17 protein-coding genes and 1 pseudogene are annotated in these 19,214 nt (G+C 69.3%); 15 read left to right on the top strand and 3 right to left on the bottom strand.

Annotated elements, in window-relative coordinates:
• The 13 genes and pseudogenes from AC6CR5_RS11735 to AC6CR5_RS11675 all read left to right on the top strand — a co-directional run bounded on the left by AC6CR5_RS11735 (position 1) and on the right by AC6CR5_RS11675 (position 13,866).
• Positions 1 to 492: a TadE/TadG family type IV pilus assembly protein gene (locus AC6CR5_RS11735; protein WP_006387772.1), complete on the top strand. Its 492-nt coding sequence runs from the start codon at positions 1 to 3 to the stop codon at positions 490 to 492.
• Positions 489 to 1,442, top strand: a complete 954-nt coding sequence (gene cpaB / locus AC6CR5_RS11730) for a Flp pilus assembly protein CpaB (protein ID WP_110059388.1) — start codon at positions 489 to 491, stop codon at positions 1,440 to 1,442. The genes AC6CR5_RS11735 and cpaB overlap by 4 nt, the downstream gene beginning before the upstream one ends.
• 67 nt (positions 1,443 to 1,509) lie before the next feature.
• Positions 1,510 to 2,886: a type II and III secretion system protein family protein gene (locus AC6CR5_RS11725; RefSeq protein WP_498085651.1), complete on the top strand. Its 1,377-nt coding sequence runs from the start codon at positions 1,510 to 1,512 to the stop codon at positions 2,884 to 2,886.
• A complete protein-coding gene (locus tag AC6CR5_RS11720) occupies positions 2,883 to 4,223 on the top strand; it encodes a MinD/ParA family protein (RefSeq protein WP_045953278.1) in 1,341 nt (446 codons plus the stop codon). Before AC6CR5_RS11725 ends, AC6CR5_RS11720 begins: the two co-directional genes overlap by 4 nt.
• A 20-nt stretch (positions 4,224 to 4,243) precedes the next feature.
• On the top strand, positions 4,244 to 5,599 hold the full coding sequence (locus tag AC6CR5_RS11715) for a TadA family conjugal transfer-associated ATPase (protein WP_006387776.1): 1,356 nt from the start codon (positions 4,244 to 4,246) through the stop codon (positions 5,597 to 5,599).
• A pseudogene (locus tag AC6CR5_RS11710) lies at positions 5,599 to 6,529 on the top strand (type II secretion system F family protein). The gene AC6CR5_RS11715 and the pseudogene AC6CR5_RS11710 overlap by 1 nt, the downstream one beginning before the upstream one ends.
• A gap of 10 nt (positions 6,530 to 6,539) precedes the next feature.
• Positions 6,540 to 7,541 carry a type II secretion system F family protein gene (locus tag AC6CR5_RS11705; protein WP_024069805.1) on the top strand — a complete coding sequence of 334 codons (1,002 nt, stop codon included), beginning with the start codon at positions 6,540 to 6,542 and terminating at the stop codon, positions 7,539 to 7,541.
• 11 nt (positions 7,542 to 7,552) lie between these two features.
• The gene (locus AC6CR5_RS11700) at positions 7,553 to 8,431 is read left to right on the top strand and encodes a tetratricopeptide repeat protein (RefSeq protein WP_054483033.1); all 879 of its coding nucleotides are present in this window, start codon (positions 7,553 to 7,555) and stop codon (positions 8,429 to 8,431) included.
• A gap of 22 nt (positions 8,432 to 8,453) precedes the next feature.
• Positions 8,454 to 8,903 (top strand): DUF3613 domain-containing protein, encoded by a 450-nt coding sequence (locus tag AC6CR5_RS11695; protein ID WP_047991400.1) that lies wholly within the window; start codon positions 8,454 to 8,456, stop codon positions 8,901 to 8,903.
• A gap of 32 nt (positions 8,904 to 8,935) precedes the next feature.
• The gene (locus tag AC6CR5_RS11690; RefSeq protein WP_498085650.1) at positions 8,936 to 11,035 is read left to right on the top strand and encodes a pilus assembly protein TadG-related protein; all 2,100 of its coding nucleotides are present in this window, start codon (positions 8,936 to 8,938) and stop codon (positions 11,033 to 11,035) included.
• 49 nt (positions 11,036 to 11,084) lie between these two features.
• The gene (locus AC6CR5_RS11685) at positions 11,085 to 12,497 is read left to right on the top strand and encodes a sigma 54-interacting transcriptional regulator (RefSeq protein WP_498085649.1); all 1,413 of its coding nucleotides are present in this window, start codon (positions 11,085 to 11,087) and stop codon (positions 12,495 to 12,497) included.
• 115 nt (positions 12,498 to 12,612) lie between these two features.
• On the top strand, positions 12,613 to 13,320 hold the full coding sequence (locus AC6CR5_RS11680) for a DUF2968 domain-containing protein (RefSeq protein WP_026383344.1): 708 nt from the start codon (positions 12,613 to 12,615) through the stop codon (positions 13,318 to 13,320).
• 87 nt (positions 13,321 to 13,407) lie between these two features.
• The gene (locus tag AC6CR5_RS11675) at positions 13,408 to 13,866 is read left to right on the top strand and encodes a DUF1178 family protein (protein ID WP_006387784.1); all 459 of its coding nucleotides are present in this window, start codon (positions 13,408 to 13,410) and stop codon (positions 13,864 to 13,866) included.
• An 87-nt stretch (positions 13,867 to 13,953) separates the two neighbouring features.
• Here the strand turns inward: AC6CR5_RS11675 and efp are convergent, their stop codons facing one another.
• The 3 genes from efp to AC6CR5_RS11660 all read right to left on the bottom strand — a co-directional run bounded on the left by efp (position 13,954) and on the right by AC6CR5_RS11660 (position 17,049).
• Complete coding sequence (gene efp / locus AC6CR5_RS11670) at positions 13,954 to 14,514, bottom strand: elongation factor P (protein ID WP_006220534.1); 561 nt, start codon at positions 14,512 to 14,514, stop codon at positions 13,954 to 13,956.
• A gap of 207 nt (positions 14,515 to 14,721) precedes the next feature.
• On the bottom strand, positions 14,722 to 15,837 hold the full coding sequence (gene earP, locus AC6CR5_RS11665) for an elongation factor P maturation arginine rhamnosyltransferase EarP (RefSeq protein WP_498085648.1): 1,116 nt from the start codon (positions 15,835 to 15,837) through the stop codon (positions 14,722 to 14,724).
• A 9-nt stretch (positions 15,838 to 15,846) separates the two neighbouring features.
• Positions 15,847 to 17,049, bottom strand: coding sequence for a DUF2863 family protein (locus AC6CR5_RS11660; RefSeq protein WP_026383342.1), 1,203 nt, complete (start codon positions 17,047 to 17,049; stop codon positions 15,847 to 15,849).
• 244 nt (positions 17,050 to 17,293) lie between these two features.
• Between AC6CR5_RS11660 and AC6CR5_RS11655 the strand changes: the two genes are divergently transcribed.
• Both AC6CR5_RS11655 and AC6CR5_RS11650 read left to right on the top strand, forming a co-directional pair.
• A complete protein-coding gene (locus AC6CR5_RS11655; protein ID WP_498085647.1) occupies positions 17,294 to 18,067 on the top strand; it encodes a DODA-type extradiol aromatic ring-opening family dioxygenase in 774 nt (257 codons plus the stop codon).
• 168 nt (positions 18,068 to 18,235) lie between these two features.
• Positions 18,236 to 19,186: an OmpA family protein gene (locus tag AC6CR5_RS11650; RefSeq protein WP_498085646.1), complete on the top strand. Its 951-nt coding sequence runs from the start codon at positions 18,236 to 18,238 to the stop codon at positions 19,184 to 19,186.
• Positions 19,187 to 19,214 lie beyond the last annotated feature (28 nt).

Raw genomic sequence — 19,214 nt, 5'->3', positions numbered from 1 at the left:
ATGGACAGGCACCGCGATCCCGATGAGCCCCGCGGCCGCCGGCGTGTCCAACGCGGCATCGCCACGCTCGAGTTTTCGCTGACGGTGACCATGCTGCTGATGTTCGTCTGCGCCGTGGTCGGCTATGGCGTGCTGTTCTGGATGCAGCAGCAATTGGCATCGGCCGCGTCCGAAGGCGCGCGCGCGGCGGTCCATGCGCGCTTCGCCGGCCAGGCGGACGTGCCGACCGTGGCCTGTGCGGCGGCGATGAGCGTGTTCGGCGCCGGATCGGCGGTGGCATGCTCGACCACCAATGCGCAATGTTCCTGGGAGGGGGCGGAGGGCAAGACGGCGACGTGCGCCACGGTCACCATGGCTTTCAAGGTGGACGACTGGCCGGTGCTGTCGACCTTCCAGGCCCTGATTGCCATGTTACCCGGGACGGACAAGAACTGGATTCCGACCCGCCTGTCATCAAAGGCCATCGTGCAAATTTCGCAAGGGACACCATGAGCAGCCTGAGCAAGATCATCGCGGGTGTGTTGCTGGCGGCGGGGCTGGTGCTGGCGTTCGTGGCGTGGCGCCTGGCCTCGCAGCCTTCCCCCCCGCCACCGGCCCCGGCCAGCCCGGTCGCCACCCAGGCGAGCGCGCCGGCCGAGCCGCCGGCCAAGCGCTATCCGGTGGTGGTGGCTGCCGCCGCGATCCCGGCCGGCACCCGCATCGATGGCGCCAGGATGCTCAAGGTGGACCAATGGCAGGTGGCGCTGTCGGGCAGCTACAGCTCGCCCGCGCCGCTGCAGGGCGCCTATGCCCGCGTCGATATCGCCGCGGGCGATCCGCTGTTGCCCAGCATGCTGGCGCAGGGCCTGGGCCGCCAGCTCAAGCCGGGCGAACGCGCGGTGGCGATCGCGGTGGACGAAGTGGTGGGCGGCGGCAACCGCATCGCGCCGGGGGACCTGGTGGACGTGTTCTTCCTGCTGGAGAAGGGCGTCGAGATCCAGGCCGGACAGGCCCGGCTGCTGCAGTCGCGGGTGCGCGTGCTGGCCTATGGCACGGCGTCGGTGGACGGCCCCGAGGACAAAGGCACGCTGCCGGGCCCGCCGGGCCAGCCGGCCAGGACCGCGGTGCTGGCGGTGCCGGTCGAGCAGGTCAGCGAGTTGCTGTTGGCGGGCCGCTCCGGCCGCCTGCAACTGGCCTTGCGCCCGGTCGGCGATGACGGCGGGCCCGATACGCAGTTGTTCGCGCAGCGTGGCGCCGTGCTGCCGCCGCGGCCGGACCTGACACCCGAGCAGCGCGCCTTGCTGCAGAGCGGCCCGAACCGCGCCTACGCCGGCGAAAGCCTGGCGCAGCTCGAGGGCACGACGCCGGCGGCCAAGCCCGCGGCGGTCCGCGCCACCGGCGGTGGCGGCGGGCGCAGCGTCGAAATATTGCGAGGAGACAAATCCGAGCGCGTGCGCTATTGAAACGTGGCTGCGCGTGGCCAGGTGCCGCCCGCGGCTGGACCTAACCTGTCAAACCAGATCCAGCACAATGATGAGATTTCAGCGCACCACCCTGATCTGCGTCCTGTCGGCCGCAGCGGCAATGACCTGCGGCGCGGCCAGCCTGGCGCAGACCTCCCCGGCGGCGGGCGCCAGCGCGCCGGCCCGCGACATCGCGGTTGCCGTCAAGGGCCAACAGGCGCTCATGCTGGACGGCGCGCCGGTCCGCATCGCCATCGGCGATCCGGATGTCGCCGACGTCAAGGTGCTGGCGGCCTCGGGCAAGCGGCAGGCGTCGGTGCTGCTGTATGGCAAGAAGGCCGGCACCACCCAATTGCAGATCTGGACCGGCGCCAACGCCGCGCCGCAGGTCTGGACCGTGCGGGTGGCGAGCAACGTGCAGCAGGTCATGGCCGGACGGGGTGTGGCCGGCGGCGCCAACGTCGACGTGGCGGGTGAGCGCGCGGTGGTGTCGGGCCAGGCCGAATCGCCGTTGACGCACCAGGCCTCGGTGGCGGCGGCCGGCGCGGCGGTGGGCGACAAGAACGTGGTCGACGTATCGACCGCCGGCACCGGCGGCGTGGTGCAGGTGGAAGTCAAGGTGGTCGAGGTGTCGCGTTCGGTGATGAAGCAGGCCGGCATCAGTTTCGCCGGCCGCAGCGGCCCGTGGGGCAGTACCAATTCGATCACCCCGGACGGCTTCCCGGCGCCGCTCGGATTCAACAAGGGAGCGGCCCTGGCCTCGGGCTTTTCGCTGTTCTACGACTCCAATGACTTCAGCGCCCGCCTGCGCCTGCTGCAGAACAATGGCATGGCGCGCGTGCTGGCCGAGCCGACGCTGGTCGCCTTGACAGGCCAGAGCGCCAGCTTCCTGGCGGGCGGCGAGCTGCCGATTCCCGAGGCCGGCGGCCTGGGCACCACCACGGTGACGTTCAAGCCGTTCGGCATCGGCCTGACGGTGACGCCCACGGTGCTGTCGCGCGAGCGGATTGCGTTGAAGGTGGCGCCGGAAGCCAGCGAGCTGGACTACAGCAACGCCATCGCGGTGTCCAACGGCACCAATTCGACCACGCTGATCCCGGCCCTGCGCACGCGTCGCGCCGACACCACGGTCGAGTTGGGCGATGGCGAAAGCTTCGTGGTCAGCGGCCTGGTGTCGCGCCAGACCAGGGCGCTGGTCAACAAAGTGCCGATGCTGGGCGACCTGCCCATCATCGGCTCGTTTTTCCGCAGTGTCGACTACACCCAGGAGGATACCGAGCTGGTCATCGTGGTGACGCCGCGCCTGGTGCGGCCCATTGCGCGCGGCGTGACGTTGCCGTTGCCGGGGGCCAAACAGGAAGCGGCCGATACCGCGTTCAACGCTTGGGGCTATTACCTGATGGGCCCCGTCGGCGGGCAGCAAATGCCGGGTTTCTCACGGTGAGCGATATGAAGACACATGCCAGGGAGTGGGTTGGCTTGCAGAACGGCAACCGGTTTCTATTTTGTTCCAAGGGCGACGGCGTCGCCGCGCAGCTCGGGCAGGCGCTGGGCGACATGGGCCTGCTGACCCAGGAAGTGCCCGGCGTCGAAGAACTGGGCAGGCGCCTGGCCGAGATCGAACCCCAGGTGGTGTTCCTGGATTTCACCTTGAGCGAGGACGAGCCGGGCAAGCTGTTCAAGTCGGCCGAACTGGCGCGCCTGCTGGCCCGCATCGCGCCGGCGATTCCGCGGGTCGCGGTCGGCCTGCTGAGCCAGCCGGAAGGCGCCATCGCGGCCCTGCGTGCCGGTGTCAGCGATTTCGTCGACCCGACCGTGGCGCCGCAGGAGGTCAAGGACGTGGTGCAGCGGCTGCTGGACGTGCCGGTCAGCGGCGGCCGCATGGATGGCTCGCGCCGCAGCGTGCTGCTGCTGGGCGCGCGTCCGGGCGTGGGCACCAGTACCCTGGCGGTGCACCTGGCCGGCATGGTGCAGGACCGGCTCAAGCAGCAGCACCTGTCGCGCGCAGCGGCGGCGGGCGCCAAGGCCGCCAAGCCCGCGGCCGACGCCGGCAGCCATCTGCCGCTGAGCAGCCGGGTGGCCCTGATGGACCTGGGCTGGCCGGTGGGCGACTGCCAGCTGTACCTGAACATCGGCGGCGACTTCGACTTCGCCGAGGCCGCGCGCAACCTGCGGCGGCTCGACTCGACCTTGCTGGGTTCGGCCATGTCGCATACCCCCAACGGCCTGAGCGTGCTGGCGCTGCCGCGCGACCTGGGCCAGATGCGCGACGTGTCGCAATCGGATTCGCTGCTGGTGTTCGAGCGCATGCGCCAGCATTTCGGCGTGGTGGTGGCCGATTCGGGCGGCTTCACCAATCCCGAATTCGTGGCCGGGCTGGCGCGCGCCTCGCAGCAGAACTGGATCGTCACCGACCAGAGCGTGGGCGCGCTGGTGTCGCTGGCCGGACTGTTGCAGGAGCTGGAGCAACTGCACGTGGAGCGGCGCAGCCTGGGCCTGATCGTCAACCGCTACGACGAGCGCTACGGCATGACGGCGCAGCAGATCGCCGAGCGCTTCCAGCTGGAGCTGGTCGGCACGCTGCCGGATCGCACGCTGGCGCTGATGGTGTGTACCAACCAGGGGCACCTGCTGCACGAGGAGGCCGAGCGCGACATCTACGTGCGCGCGGTGCAGGCGCTGGCCGAGAAGCTGAGCGCGGAAGAAAACACCCCCGGCGGCCGGGCGAGTTGGCTGGCCACCTGGCTGCCCGGCGTGCATCGCCGCATGGTGGTCGAGTAACGGACGGCGGCGGAACCGACATGATCATGACTGCGACCATAGAATTCGGCGGCGATGGCGACAAGGGCTTCACGTCGTCCAACCGCTTCCAGGAAGTGAAGACGGCGGCCTACGAGCACCTGCTCTCGCGCATCGAGGAGCTGGGCGCGGAGTTCGGCCGCTGGGCGCGTTCGGCGATCCAGGAATTCGTCGACATCGAGGTGGCCAGCTTCGTGCGCCTGCGCCGCGTGCCGATCAACGAAGGCGAAATGCGGCAGATCGCCGAGGCCCTGACCAAGGAATTGGCCGGCCTGGGGCCGCTGGAGGACCTGCTGGCCGACCCCGCGGTCGAGGACATCCTGATCAACGGCTACGACAACGTGTTCGTGTCGCGCCGCGGCGTGCTGGCGCGCGAGACGCTGCGCTTCACCGACAACCAGCACGTGCTGCGCATCGTGCGCCGCATCCTGGCGCCGATCGGCCGCCGGCTGGACGAGTCCAGTCCCATGGTGGACGCGCGCCTGCCCGACGGCGGCCGCCTGAACGTGGTGATCGAACCGCTGGCCGTGGACGGCCCGATGGTGTCGATCCGGAAATTCCGCCAGGACCCGCTCAAGCCGGCCGACCTGCTGACGCTGGGCACCTTCGACGAAGAAATCTACCGCCTGCTGAACGAAGCGGTGAAGAACCGCTGCAACATCCTGGTGTCCGGCGGCACCAGCTCGGGCAAGACTTCGCTTTTGAACGCGCTGGCCTTCTTCATCCCCGAGACCGAGCGCGTGGTGACGGTGGAGGACACCGCCGAACTGTCGCTGAACCACCCGCATGTGGTGCGGCTGGAATCGCGCCAGGGCGGCTTCGACGGCAGCGGCGCGGTCAGCATCCGCGAGCTGATCCGCAACAGCCTGCGGATGCGTCCCGACCGCGTGGTGGTGGGCGAGGTGCGCGGCGCCGAGGTCATGGACATGCTGCAGGCCATGAACACCGGCCACGAAGGCTCCATGGCCACGATCCACGCCAACTCGCCGCGCGAATGCCTGTACCGGATCGAGATGCTGGCGGGCTTCGCCGGCTTCCAGGGCAGCGAGGACAGCCTGCGGCGCCAGATCGCCAGCGCGCTCGACTTCATCGTGCAGATCGGCCGCCTGTCCAACGGCAAGCGTCGGGTGCTGTCGGTGACCGAGGTCACCGGCATGGGCGACAACGTGATCTCGACCCAGGAACTGTACCGCCACGAAGCCTTCGCCACGCCCGAGGGCGAGGAGAAGGACCGCTGGAACTGGCTCGGCATCCATCCGCACACCCCCAAGCTGGCCAGGCTGCGCAATGAACAGCGGCCTGTCGACAACGCGCCGCCCGAACCCGACGGCGGCGGCTTCTGGAGCAGGAGACGCTGATGCTGCAAGCCGGGGTGGTCGCGGGTCTGGCGCTGGTGCTGGCCTTGGCGGCGGTACTGCTGTGGCGCCACGCCAACAGCGGCCAGCGGCGGGCCGCCAGTTCCGCGTTCCTGGAAGACCAGTTGCGGCGCAGCCGCGGCGCGCCGGTGAGCGACAAGATGCCTTTCGCGCAGGGTTCGCGCGCCCTGCGCAGCGGCTTTTCGCGCTGGGACATGCTGCTGCTGCAGGGCGGCGTGCGCCAAAGCCCGGCCTTCTACGCCAGGCTGGCGCTGCCGATCCTGGCCGGTGCGCTGCTGGCCTGGACGTTGCTGGGCTGGCTGTCCGGGCTGGTGACGCTGGTGCTGCTGGCGGTGTTCGCCTATTTCCTGCTATGGCTGCGCGCCGACCGGCGCCAACGCCGGCGGGTGTCGCAACTGCCGGCTTTCCTGGACAACATCGTGCGCCTGGTCACCATCGGCAACAGCATGGCGGCGGCCTTCCAGACCGCGGCGGCCAGCACCGACGAGCCGCTGCGCGAAGTGGTCGAGACCGCGGCCGCGCTGAGCCGCTCGGCCAAGGAACTGGACGCCGCGCTGGTGCAGGTTTCGCGCCAGTACGACATGAAGGAGCTCTATCATGGTGGCGGCGGTGGTCTCGGTGGCGCTGCGCTTTGGCGGCCGCAGCGACCAGGTGCTCGAACGCATGGCGGCGTTCATGCGCGATATCGGCCAGGCGCGCGCCGAACTGTCGGCCAGCTCGGCCGAGATCCGGCTGTCGGCCTGGATCCTGGCGCTGCTGCCGCTGGGCATCGCCGGCTTCATCATGGTGGCCAACAATGACCTCTTCATGGGCCTGTGGGTCGACCCGCTAGGCTTCAAGATGCTGCTGACGGCGGTCTGCCTGCAGGTGGCCGGCTCGTACATCCTGTATCGCATGGCCAAGGCCATCTGAGGGCGCTCCCATGCAAGCGATCCAATCCTGGAATGTCTCGACCGTGCTGGCGGTGGCGCTGATGCTGGTCGCCGCCGCCATGCTGATCCTGGGCCTGAGCCTGGCGCGGCGCCTGCGCGGGCAGGACCGCAGCCGCCAGGTGGTGGACCAGGCCCTGGCCACGCGCGAGGGCCGCGTCCCGGCCTTGGCCGCCGCGCCGGCCGACGGCGCGCAGGGCGGACGCCTAGCGGCGGCCACGCGCGCCGCCGACTCGTTCGGCAAGCGCCTGAGCGAAGGCCGTTTCGCCGAGGCCCTGCTGGCTGGCGAGGACCGCAAGCTGGTGGACCTGGCGGGCTACGAGAACCCGGGCACGGCGCGGCTGCGCTTCATCGTGGCGCGCTTCACGCTGGCGCTGCTGCTGCCGGCGGCGGCGGTGGCGCTGGACCTGGGGCGCGGCATCGGCGGCTCGTCGCTGGGCCTGTTCGTGGCGGCGTTCTTCGGTTTCGCCATCGGCTACATGCTGCCCAAGTGGTTCGTGCGCAGGCGCGTGTCGCGGCGCCGCCGGCAGGCGGCCAACGAACTGCCGCTGCTGATCGACCTGCTGCGGCTGCTGCAGGGGGTGGGCCTGTCGATCGACCAGAGCCTGCAGGTGTTGATCAAGGAATTCGCCCAGGTGCTGCCGGTGCTGGCCTACGAGCTGCGGCTGGCGTCCGAACTGTATGTGCGCGGCCGCACCCGCGAGCAGTCGCTGGCGCGGCTGGCGGCGGGGTTCGACAACGACGACCTGTCGGCCATCTGCCGCCTGATCGCCCAGGTCGACCAGCACGGCGGCGCGGTGCAGGAACCGTTGAACCGTTTCGGCGAACGGCTGCGCGAGAAGCGCCGCCTCGAATTGAAGGAAAAGGTGGGCAAGACCACCGTCAAGATGACGGCGGTGATGATCGTGACCCTGCTGCCGGCATTGTTGATCGTGACCGGCGGCGCGGGCTTCGTGGCGGTATTGCGCGGCTTGTCGCGCATGGGGGGCATGTGATGGCGGGCGGCATGGGAAGGGCGCGTGGCAGCGCGCGGCGCGCGGGGCGTTGGATGCTGGTGGCGGCGCTGGCCGCGGGAACGGGGACGTTGGCGGGTTGCCAGACCAACAACGCCGAGACCGCCTGGCAGCTGATCCAGCAACAGCAGCAGGAGCAGGCGCTGATGCGCCAGCGCGAGGACGAGGCGGAGAACCGGCGCAAGCCGGCCGAGCCGGAAATGATGCTGTCCATGATCGCCGAATCGCAGCGCCAGGAGCGTTATTTCGCTTCGCTGGCATACATCGACGCGTTCCAGCAGAAGTTCGGCAACGATCCGCGCATCGCGGTGCTGCGCGCCGAAGCGCTGCGCCAGACCGGGCAGACCGCGTCGAGCGAACAGGCGTACCGCGCCTTGATCGGCACCGCGCAGGCGGCCGAGGGCTGGCACGGGCTCGGGCTGATCGCCGGTTCGCGCGGCCAGTTCGACCAGGCGGCCGATTATTTCGCGCGCGCCGCCAAGCTGTCGCCGATGGACCCGCGCATCCTGGGCGACCTGGGCTATGCGCGCCTGCGGGCCGGCGATCCTGCCGGCGCCCGCGTGCCGCTCGGCCAGGCCGCCGAACTGGCGCCGGACAGCGGCAAGGTGCTGGCCAACCTGGCCTTGCTGTTGCTGGTGGAAGGCGAACCGGCGCGGGCGCAGCAAGTCATGGACCGGGCCAAGCTCGGCGACGAGGCGCGCAGCCAGGTGCTGCGCCTGGCATCCGAGATCCGCAGCCAGGCGACGGCGCCGGTGGCGGCCGCGCCGGCGGCCGATGCCGCGTCCACCCGCGTATCGCGCGGCGACAGTTTCGTGATGCCCGTCATGAGCCCCTTGATGGACAGACTGGGCAACGGCCCGATCATGCGCTAGCGCGCTCTCAGGAACCACAACCATGCCCCGAACCCTTTTCCTCGCTCCGTTCTCCCTCGCGCTGGCCCTGGCGGCCGCCATGCCCGCGACCGGCCGCGCGCAATCGAACGCTCCCCTGACCGGCGCCATGAGCGGCGGCGGCGTGGCCCAGGCCACCCCGGTGCCCGCCACGGCGCCCACGGCCGCGCCGGCCGCGGCCGCGCAGATGCCGGCGCGGCCGGTGGTGCAGCAGGTGCAGACGCCGATGCCGCAGGCGGCTCCCCAGGCTGCCCCCGCCGAACCGGCGCCCGAGGCCTTTGGCGACATCACGCGCGGCCTGCTGGCCGCCCAGGCCGATGGCCGCCGCGCGGGCGCGGCGCTGCCGGTGCTGGGCGCGGTCTCCACCGCCGCCTGGAACCGCTACGTGAACAGCTTCACCCGGCCGATTCCCGAATGGTTCACCAAGCGGGTGGAAACGGAAAACACCAACTGAGGCCGGTCCCACCGAATCCCGGAGCCGCGATCATGCCAGCCCATTCACGTCCTGCGTTTCCCGTGCGACAGCGTGGCAGCATGACCGTGGCCATCGTTTTCGCCGTCATCGTCGGCCTGGTGCTGCTGGGCGTGGCCCAGCTGGGCTATGCCTATTACATGAAGCGCGAGATACAAAAGGCCTCGGACCTGGCCGCGCTGTCGGCGGTGCAGGTGCTGGGCCTGGGCGCGCCGGCCGATTGCGCGCGGGCGCAGCAGGCCGGCAGGACGGCGGTGCTGGCCAACGTGCCCGCAATCCTCGACACGTTTTCCGCGGACGACGTCACCGTCGAATGCAAGGTGTGGGACAGCACGCGCGCCGACGCCAGCGGCATGTACGTGTTCGACCCGGCCGCCGGGCAGACGCCGAACGCGCTGCGCATCACGGTCAACAAGACCCTGAGCAGCCTGCTGCCGGACATCGTCGTCGACGGCGCGCCGGTCCGGGTGGTCTCGGTGGCGGTCAGCACGCGGCCGATGGCCGTGTTCACGGTCGGCTCGCGCCTGGTGCGCCTGCAGAAGGGCGGCCTGCTGTCGCAGCTGCTGGCCACCGTCGGCGCCACGCCGGCGCAGCTGGACATTCTTGACGCCGCCGGCCTGGCGAGCGTCAACATCACGCCGTCCGGCCTGCTGGAAGCGCTGGGCCTGCCGGTGTCGGTGGCCACCGGCGTCGGCACGCCGGCGCAACTGGCCGCGCTCAACAACCTGACGCTGGGCCAGCTGCTGCAGGCCACGCTGACGGTCATGAACAAGGCCGGCGACACCGCCAACGTCGGCATCGGCCTGCTGGGCAGCGCCATCGACGAGGTGCTGAAGGTGATGCCGGTCAACATTCCGGTGAAACTGTTCGGCGATGGCGGCGTGCTCGATCTGAACCTCGCGAGCGGCGACATCAATTCCGCCCTTCAGGCCAACGTCAATGCGCTCAACGTGCTGGAGACGGCGCTGGTGATCGCCAATGGGCAGAACCTGGTGAACCTGGGCCTGAACGTGCCGTTGCTGGGAGTGCAGGCGCAAGCGCGCATCGTCGAGCCGCCTTCCATCGGCGTGGGCGGCGTCGGCGCGCAGGCCACCAGCGCCGGCATCCGGGTCTATCTGCGCGCCAACACCAGCAACATTCCGCTGGTCGGACCCTTGCTGGCCAACACGCTCGGCACCAGGATCGACCTGCCCATCATCATCGACGTGGCGCAGTCCACCGGCACCGTCTCCAAGCTGTGCCAGGCGCCGCTGACCGAGTCGCAGGCCACCATCGACGTAACGTCCTCGGTGGCCAATATCTGCCTGGGGCGCTTCCCGGGCATGGCCTCGGACACCGACGACCTGAAAAACAATTTCCTGTCTCTCACCAACAGTTGCCAGCCTAGCTCGTTCGCGGCGATCCAGCCCTACCGGGTGCTGAACGTGCTGAATCTGCTGCCGCTCACGAGCAAGGTCACGCTGCCGATCTTCAATTCGACCGCGCCGGTCTCGGTCACGCTGACGGAGCCTCCGTCGCCCAATTCCACGGCCACGGTCACGGCCACTTCAGTCAACCTGGGGGCGCTGGCCTCGAACCTGGCCGACGCCGTGGTCGGCGGCATCCTGGGCGACCTGATCGGTACTGGCACGCCGCTCACGCCGGCGCAGCGCACGGGGCTGGCCACCACTCTGGTGGGCGGCGGTGGCAACAATGCCGGCAAATCCATCTCGCAGGTGGTCAACGATATGCAGTGGTCCTCGACCGCGCTCAACCAGCTGGGCCAGCGCATGTCCACCGGCGGCCTGACCGGCTTGCTGGGCGGGACGTTGCAGGTGGTCGGCAACCTGCTCAATTCCTTGCTGTTTGCACCGCTGGGCGACCTGAGCTGCGCGCTGACCTTCACGCCGGACGCCCTGCGCCAATGCCGCATCAACGGCGTTTCCACGCTGGCGCTGAGCGGCAGCAACCAGGTGGGCGGCGTGCTGTCGATCGTGGTGACGTTGCTGCAGCCGCTGCTGGGCATGCTGTCGAGCCTGTTGCAGCAGCTGTTGGACCTGCTTGGCCTGAGCGTCGGCCAAACCGATGTATCGCTGCTGTCGGTGGACTGCGGCAAGCCCCGTCTGGTGTACTGATGATGAAGCCCATGATTTCCGCCCAACCCCGGCCGGCGCGAGGGTCGCCATGACCCAGAAATTCGCGCGCGAAGAGTTCGACGTCTACGTCTGGGAAGGCACCTCCGACATCGCCAGCCGCGCCGAACGCTGCCTGGCCGGCATGGATGTCTCGCTGGTGCGGGCCGACGCCGGCACCGCCTTCCCGCCGCCGCGCGATCCGTCGCGGCCGGCGGTGGCGCTGGTATCGGTCTCGGTCATGGGCGACAACCGCTTCAGCGGCTACGACTGGCTGTCGGGCCAGGCGATGCCGGTGATCTGGGTGGCGGCCGAGGCCCGCGGCCGCGATCCGCGTTATTACCCGCCCGAATACTCCTACACGCTGCCGCTGGCCTTCACCACCTCGGACCTGCGCAAGCTGCTGTTCGAGCTGCTCGGCACGCTGGACCAGTTCAGCCGCAGCGCGCCGCGCCGCGAGCAGCCGCTGATCGCGGTGTCCGAACCGATGCGGGCGCTGCTGGCCGAGGCCGACATGTTCGCCGACTGCCGCAGCAACGTGCTGATCCACGGCGAGACCGGCGTGGGCAAGGAACGCGTCGCGCGCCTGCTGCACGATCGCGCCGCCTGGTCGGACGGGCCGTTCGTGGCGGTCAATTGCGGCGCCATCCCCGAAGGCCTGTTCGAGGCGCATTTCTTCGGCCATGCCAAGGGCGCATTCACCGGCGCGGTGGGCGCGCACAAGGGCTACTTCGAGCAGGCCAATGGCGGCACCCTGTTCCTGGACGAAATCGGCGACCTGCCGCTGTATCAGCAGGTCAAGCTGCTGCGCGTGCTGGAGCAGAGCGCGGTGACGCGGCTGGGCTCGACGGTGGAAGTGCCGGTCGATTTCCGCCTGGTGGCGGCCACCAACAAGGACCTGCGCGTCCTGGTGGGACAGGATGAGTTCCGCGCCGACCTCTATTACCGGCTGGCGGTGATCGAGCTGCGCATTCCCAACCTGGAGCAGCGCGGCCCCGATGAGAAGGCGGCGATCTTCCGCGCCTTGCTCGAACGGCTGGGCGCCGAGGGCGAACCGCCGGACTGGCTGATCGAGCGCGTGGCGCGCACCCGCTACGCCGGCAACGTGCGCGAGCTGTCCAACGTGGCCGAGCGCGTGGCCATCGTGCGGCGCCAGTTCCAGGCCTGGGACCGGCCGCGCATCGAACGCATCTTCGATCAGCTCGCCGAGCCGCTGCGCGGGCCGGGCGCGCTGGCCGCCGCCAGCGCCAGCGCCAGCACGCAGTGCGAACCGCCCGTCTTCACCGATGCCGAACGCGCCGAACGGGCCCGCATCCTGGCGGCGCTGGACGTCAACGGCTGGCGCCGCCAGGACACCGCCAATACCCTGGGCATCAGCCGCAAGGTGCTGTGGGAAAAGATGCGCAAACTGCATCTGGGCGGCGGCCAGGGCGAAACCGCGGACGGCATCGTGGAGGCCTCATGAGGCGCAATAGGGAATGGCCCTTAGGGCGCGACAGCGGGGGCGCGGCACATGTAAGCGCGTCAGCCGCGAACGAAATAAATTGCTATAGTTCCGCAACGATTTTTTTGGGGAAGGCATGAACGTCCACTTTATCCGTGCCGCTGCGCGCATGGCGCTGTTGGGTACGGCCCTGTCCGGCCTGGCGGCCTGCGCCAGCGCGCAATCCGAGCCCCCGCGTCCCACGGTGCAGCAGGTCGAGGACAAGCAGGCCGCGTCCACGCCGGTGACCCCGCCCGCGCCGGCGCCCGCCGCGCGCCCGGCCTCCACCGTGTCCGAGCTGCAGGGGCTGATCCAGAACCGCCAGGTCTCCGAGCTGCGCACCAGCTACAACGGCACGTACGGCGCCAGCCTGCTGTTCAAGCCGGACGACCTGACCTACTACGTGGCCCTGTTCCAGCAGAAGGATTTCTGGCGGGTGCTCAAGACCAAGTCGGACAAGCAGGCCGAAGCCACCTACCGCGCTTTCGTCGCCCAGTCGGCCGACCTGGCCGAGGTAGACATCAAGCGCATCAAGCTGCAGGCCGAGTACACCCATGCCGAGAAGCTGCTGGCCGCCCGCAGCGCCGAACTGAGCACGCTGCAGGCCGACCGCAGCCTGCGCATGCAGCAGGAAGAACAGGTCGCCGCGCGCCAGGAGCAGTCGCGCCAGGAAGCCACCGCGCTGGCCGACCAGCAGAAGGACGTGCGCCAGCAACTGCGCGACCTGCAACGCCAGATCGACGCCTTGCAGGCGCAACAGGCGCAGATCGGCCAGGCGCCGGCCACGCCCAAGCGCGGCAAGTAAGCGCCTCGCGCGCCAGGAAGCGGGCCCCAGGGCCCGCTTTTTCTTTGGCTTTCTTGTATTCTGGTCGCTAGCCCCCATATTTCCATCATGGCTCTCAAAGTTTTCGACCTCCAGTGCGACCACGGCCACATCTTCGAGGGCTGGTTCGGTTCGCACGAAGACTATGACGCGCAGCAGGCGCGTGGCCTGGTGTCGTGTCCCGTCTGCGGCTCGGCCAGCATCACCAAGCGCCTGTCCGCCCCGCGCCTGAACGTGGCGCACCTGCATGCGCCGGCCACGCAGCCGGCGCCGCCGGCCGGCGCCTCCGAGGCCGAGAAGATGGCCGCGCTGCAGGCGGTGGTCATGCGTCAGGTGCGGGCGCTGTTGCGCAATACCGAAAACGTCGGCGCGCGTTTCGCCGAGGAAGCGCGCCGTATCCATGACGGCGATGCCGACGACCGCCCCATCCGCGGCACCGCCACGCGCGAAGAGCGCGAGGCCCTGGCCGAGGATGGCATCGACGTGATGGCCGTGCCCGACTTCCTGGACGACGAGCGCCTGCAGTAAGCCAGCTGCCCCGGGCGCTCGCGCGCGACGGCCAAAAAAAAGCGCCAGACCCCGAAGGGCTGGCGCTTTTTCGTACCTGCTGCCGGATCAGTTGTTGACGCGGCTGCGGTATTCGTTGGTGCGCGTGTCGATTTCGATCTTGTCGCCGATGGCGCAGAACAGCGGCACGTTCAGTTCGTAGCCGGTGTTGATCTTGGCGGGCTTGGTCACCTTGCCCGACGTGTCGCCGCGGACGGCCGGTTCGGTGTAGGTGATTTCGCGCACGATGGTCGTGGGCAGTTCCACCGAGATGGCGCGGCCGTCGTAGAAGACCACTTCCACGGGCATCGCTTCTTCCAGGTAGTTCAGCGCGTCGCCCATGCTTTCGGCTTCGATTTCGTACTGGTTGTACTCTTCGTCCATGAAGACGTACATCGGGTCGCCGAAGTAGGAGTACGTGCACTCCTTGCGATCGAGCTGGACGACTTCGAACTTTTCGTCGGCCTTGTAGACCGATTCGCTGGCCGAGGCGGTCAAGAGGTTCTTGAACTTCAGCTTGACGACGGCGGCGTTACGGCCGGACTTGTTGTATTCGGCCTTCTGGACCACGAGGGGATCCTTGCCGACCATGACCACGTTGCCGACTCGCAATTCCTGAGCGGTTTTCATCGATAAAACTCCGGGGGGAAAGGGTGCACTCGCCGTGCTTGCAGGAAGCCGCCGCAAATGAAGGCGCCAGGCGCCGGTGCCGCGAGGCCCGTCCGTCCTGAGCCCGAAGGCCCGCAAAGGGGCCCGCACACTCGGCTTCATGCACACCCCGGGAGGCGTCATAGTTGAGGCGCCGAAAATTCCAGGCGTCTCAGAAAACTCTCTATTCTAGCGTTTCTTGGCCAACTCTGCGCAAAAGCCGGCCAGATTTTCCGCCAGGTCGGGACGGGCGGCCTGCGCCGCGTCCCAGTCGCGCGCGGCGCGGGCCCAGGCCTGCCAGGCCGGCGGCGCCAGCGCGGCGGCCAGCGCCGCGGCGGTTGCCGCGCCCGCGCCGGGCTGGTTCCAGGCGCGCATGAGCGCGGTGGCGGTTTCAGGGGCCGGATAGCGAGCCAGCCAGGCGTCCAGCTTTTCCAGATGGATGTTCTCGTCCTGGGGGTAGATCTGCCAGACCAGCGGCCTGGCGGCCCAGGCGGCGCGCACGAAGGAATCCTCGCCGCGCACGAAGTTCAGGTCGGCGCACCACAGCACGCGGTCGAAATCCGGCTGGGCCACGAACGGCAGGCGCGCCACGGCCGGGCCGCCGGGCATGGCGCAGGCCGCTTCCAGGCCCGGGGCGACCCCTTCCGGCGCCAGCAGCAATGCCGGCCGCGGGTCCGCGGCCAGGGCTCGCGCCAGGCCGTCGACGGGGGCGTCCGGATAACAAAACAGGGACATGGTACGGGCGCCGTTGTGCCGCAGCGACAGATGCGCTTCGGTCACGCCCAGGCCGCGCAGGAAAGTGTCCTGGGCCGCCGTGTCGGCCTGGAACGCGTCGCGTTCGGCCGACAGGCCCGGTTCGCGCAGCAGGCCGCCGGTGGCCGGCGTGAAGCCCGGGAAGTAGAAGTGCTTGACCAGCCCGTCGGGCCGCTGCGACGGCAGGCCGTGGCAGCTTTCCACCCAGGCTTCGGCGCTCAGGTATTCCAGGTTGATCCAGGCCGGATGGCGCTGGCGCATGCTATCCAGGAAGGGTTCGGGCGGGTCGCAGGCGAAGGCTTCGATCACCACGTCGCGCGCGCCCAGCGCCGGGTCGGGCGTGTCCGACCAGCGCACGATATCCACGCCATTGAAGGCCTGGCGCGCCAGGCCGGCGTCGATGCCGGGCTGGATGCGCGCGAAGCTGGCCAGGTCGTCGACCCACAGGCGCACCTCCCAGCCATGGCCGTGCGCCAGCCGCCGCGCCAAGCGCCAGCAGACGCCGATGTCGCCGTAGTTGTCGACCACGCGGCAGAAGATGTCCGCTTGCATCGGCGCGGCTCAGTGGAACTTGGCGGGCGCGGCCTCGGCGTCCTCGGGCAGCTCGGCGTGCACCAGTTCGCCCAGCGGATTGGGGAAGTAGGGCGCGCCGCAATCCTCGCAGTATTCGGGCGGCAGCACGCCGGGAATGCGGCGCACGTCGCTCACGCCGTATTCCTTGAGCAGCGCGGCGATTTCATCGACCACGTCGGGCTGGCCCTCGTCGGCCGGCAGGTCTTCCTCGCGGCCGTACAACGGCCAGACGCAGCCGTAATAGACGTCGTTGCTGTTGCGCGCGGTGAAGCTGACGCGGTACTCGTCGACGCGGCTTTCGCCACAGCCGGCGATCACGGCGCGCAGCTGCGAGGCATCGAGGCTGACCGCGCCTTCGAGCCAGCTGATGGCGGCGCGCAGCGACAGCGGCCGCACGCGGCGGTCGGCCTCGCGGTTGCTGACGTAGTAGGCGTCCGGCAGCAGGGCCTCGAAACCGCAGCCCGGCAGCAGGCCGGCCAGCGTCGGCTGGGCCTGCGCGGCCCATTGCGCCAGGCAGGCGTCGCGGCTGGCGTCGGCCTCGCCGATCTGTTCCTGCCAGCGGAACACGGGCGCGAACTCGGGCACCGCCACGGCCGCCACGATGTAGCGCGTGTCGGCCAGCATGTTGGCGGTTTCGACTTCGGTGTTCAGCGCCGGCTTGGTGGTCTCGGCGCCCAGCGCCTGCGAGCCCAGCCGTTGCAGCCATTGCCAGGTTTCGGAGAACGTGCGCGGCATCTGGTCGACGCTGACCAGGTGCGGCATCAGCGCGCTGCGCGCCTGGCTCGACAGCACATGGCCATGCAGCTGCGCCAGCAGCGCCTGCTGGGCGCCGGCCGGGACCGGGCCGGTGGGGATGGCGTAGCGCGTCCAGGCGACGACGGGCGCGACGATCAGGAGGATGTCGTAGCGCACGCCGTTCTTGTCGATCTTCATCGACTCGGACAGCGTCTCGGCCTGCTCGATCAGGACTTCATACGCGCCCACGTCGCCCTGGGCCAGGTGGTCCAGCGCGGCTTCCAGCGGGGCATCCTGGCCTGCCTTGAGCAGCTTCGGAATCGCTTCGCCAAGCTGATTCTCCCAGTACACGTCTTCGACGCGGCTGCCCGAGCGGTTCAGCGATTGGGCAAGCGTGATGAGGCGGGTGGCGTCGCGGGTCAAGCGGGGAGCGGATTGGCTGCGGGATCGGGCCATAACTTCGGAGGGCGTCCAGTAAGTGTGCAACGACGTAGTTTAACGCCCGCCACGCTTGCGGTCGCCGTCGCCTGCCGGCGTGCGCGGGTCCGGCCGCTGGCGCGGTCCGTCGCCATCGGGCCGCTGTTGCGCGGCGTGCCTGCATTGGTGCTTATCTGGCAACAGACCATCCCTTTTGAAAGGGTTTATTGCCGATTGGAATCGCCCGACAATCAAGGCATCGATATTTCCTGGAGGCGCCGCCATGCGCTGGCCCACGCTTTTCGTTTCCCACGGTTCTCCCATGCTGGCCGTCGAGCCCGGCGCGACGGGCGCGGCGCTGGCCGCCTGGAGTCGCTCCCTGGGCCGCAAGCCCGGCGCGATTCTGGTGGTGTCGCCGCACTGGATGGGCCACGGCCTTGCCCTGTCCACCCGAGACCGGCAGGTGGCCTGGCACGACTTCGGCGGCTTTCCGCCCGAGCTCTACACGCTGCAATACGCCGCGCCCGGCTCGCCCGAGCTGGCGGCGCGCGTCCAGGCCCTGCTGGCCGAGGGCGGCATCGCCGCCGACCGCGATCCGCGCCGGCCGCTGGACCATGGCGCCTGGGTGCCGCTGCGCTACCTGTATCCCGAAGTCGACGTGCCGGTGGTGCAACTGTCGCTGGACATGGGCCGCGATGCCGCCGGCCAGCTGGAACTGGGCCGCGCCCTGGCGCCGCTGCGCGACGAGGACGTCCTGATCATCGGCTCGGGCTCGCTGACGCACAACCTGCGCGACGTGCGCATGCCGCAGGATGCGCCGCCCGCGCCGTACGTGCCGGCCTTCCAGGCGTGGTATGCCGATCGCCTTGCGGCCCACGACGTGCCGGCGCTGCTCGACTGGCAGGCGCGGGCGCCGGGCGCGGCGCAGGCCCATCCGCACGACGACCACCTGATGCCGCTGTACGTGGCGCTGGGCGCGGGCGGCCCGCAGGTCACGCGGCTCACGGATGAGATTTCGTATGGCGCATTGGCGATGGACGCCTATGCGTTCCACTAAGGCCTGTTGACGCCCCTCACCGCCGCCAACGTTTGGTTACCCCATGCGGTACCAAACCCCGCTGCGTCTATGCATAATGGCTGCCGCCCGCAATGCGGGCGTTTTCCTGTTCTGGACGCATGCCGGAGCCATCCGGCCGGGAGTGTAGAGATCGTGAATGCGCATATCGTGAAAGCCGCGAGTCTGGCCATCGTCGCCGCCACGCTGACGGCGGCTTCGCCCGCCTGGGCCGAGGACGTCGAGGGCTCCCGCGACCATCCCGCCCTGACCCGTTTCGCGGGTGCCGAGATCCGTGCCTACGAATTCAAGGATTACGACGAAGCCCTGATGCCCAACCAGCCCATCACCCGCGAAAGCGAGGCCAAGGGCCTGACGCTGGAAGGCAAGCTGACGCGCATCGCCTATCGCATCGACGGCAAGAAGTCGGCGCTGGAGGTCTATCGCAACTACCAGGGCGCGCTGCAGGCCGGCGGCTTCAAGACCGTGTTCGAATGCAGGGGCGACGAGCAGTGCGGCAGCGACTTCCAGTCGTTCGTCCTGAACAGCGGCAAGGTCAGCCAGCCCGGCCAGGGCGACGCCGCGTTCGGCGGCAAGTACTACGCGGTGCTGGCAAAGAAAGAGGCGCCCACTGGCGACATCTACGTGTTCCTGGACGTGATGGAAGACAGCTCCAACAACATCACGCCGGTGTTCCAGCAGGTGATCGAGACCAAGCCTATGCAGACCGGCCAGGTCAAGGTGCTGGACATGGCCGCCATGCAGAAATCGCTGGCCGAATCGGGCCGCGTCGCGGTCTACGGCGTGTACTTCGATACCGACAAGGCCGAGGTCAAGGCCGAATCGAAGGCGGCGCTGGACGAGATGGGCAAGCTGCTCAACGCCAACCCCAAGCTGAAGGTCTACGTGCTCGGCCACACCGACAACCAGGGCACGCTTGCCGGCAACCTGGAGCTGTCGCAAAAGCGCGCCGACGCCGTGGTCAAGGCGCTGGAGTCGGGCTACAAGATCCCGGCCGCGCGCCTGTCGGCGCGCGGCGTGGCCTCGCTGGCGCCGGTGGCGGCCAACGACGCCGAGGCCGGCCGCGCCAAGAACCGCCGGGTCGAACTGGTCGCGCAATGATGGGGTGAGCCTGCCACGCGCCGCGATG

It is taken from the genome of Achromobacter sp. EG18 (assembly GCF_059759395.1).
The sequence above is the reverse complement of the archived record's forward strand: the minus strand, read 5'-3'. Positions and strand labels throughout refer to the sequence as shown.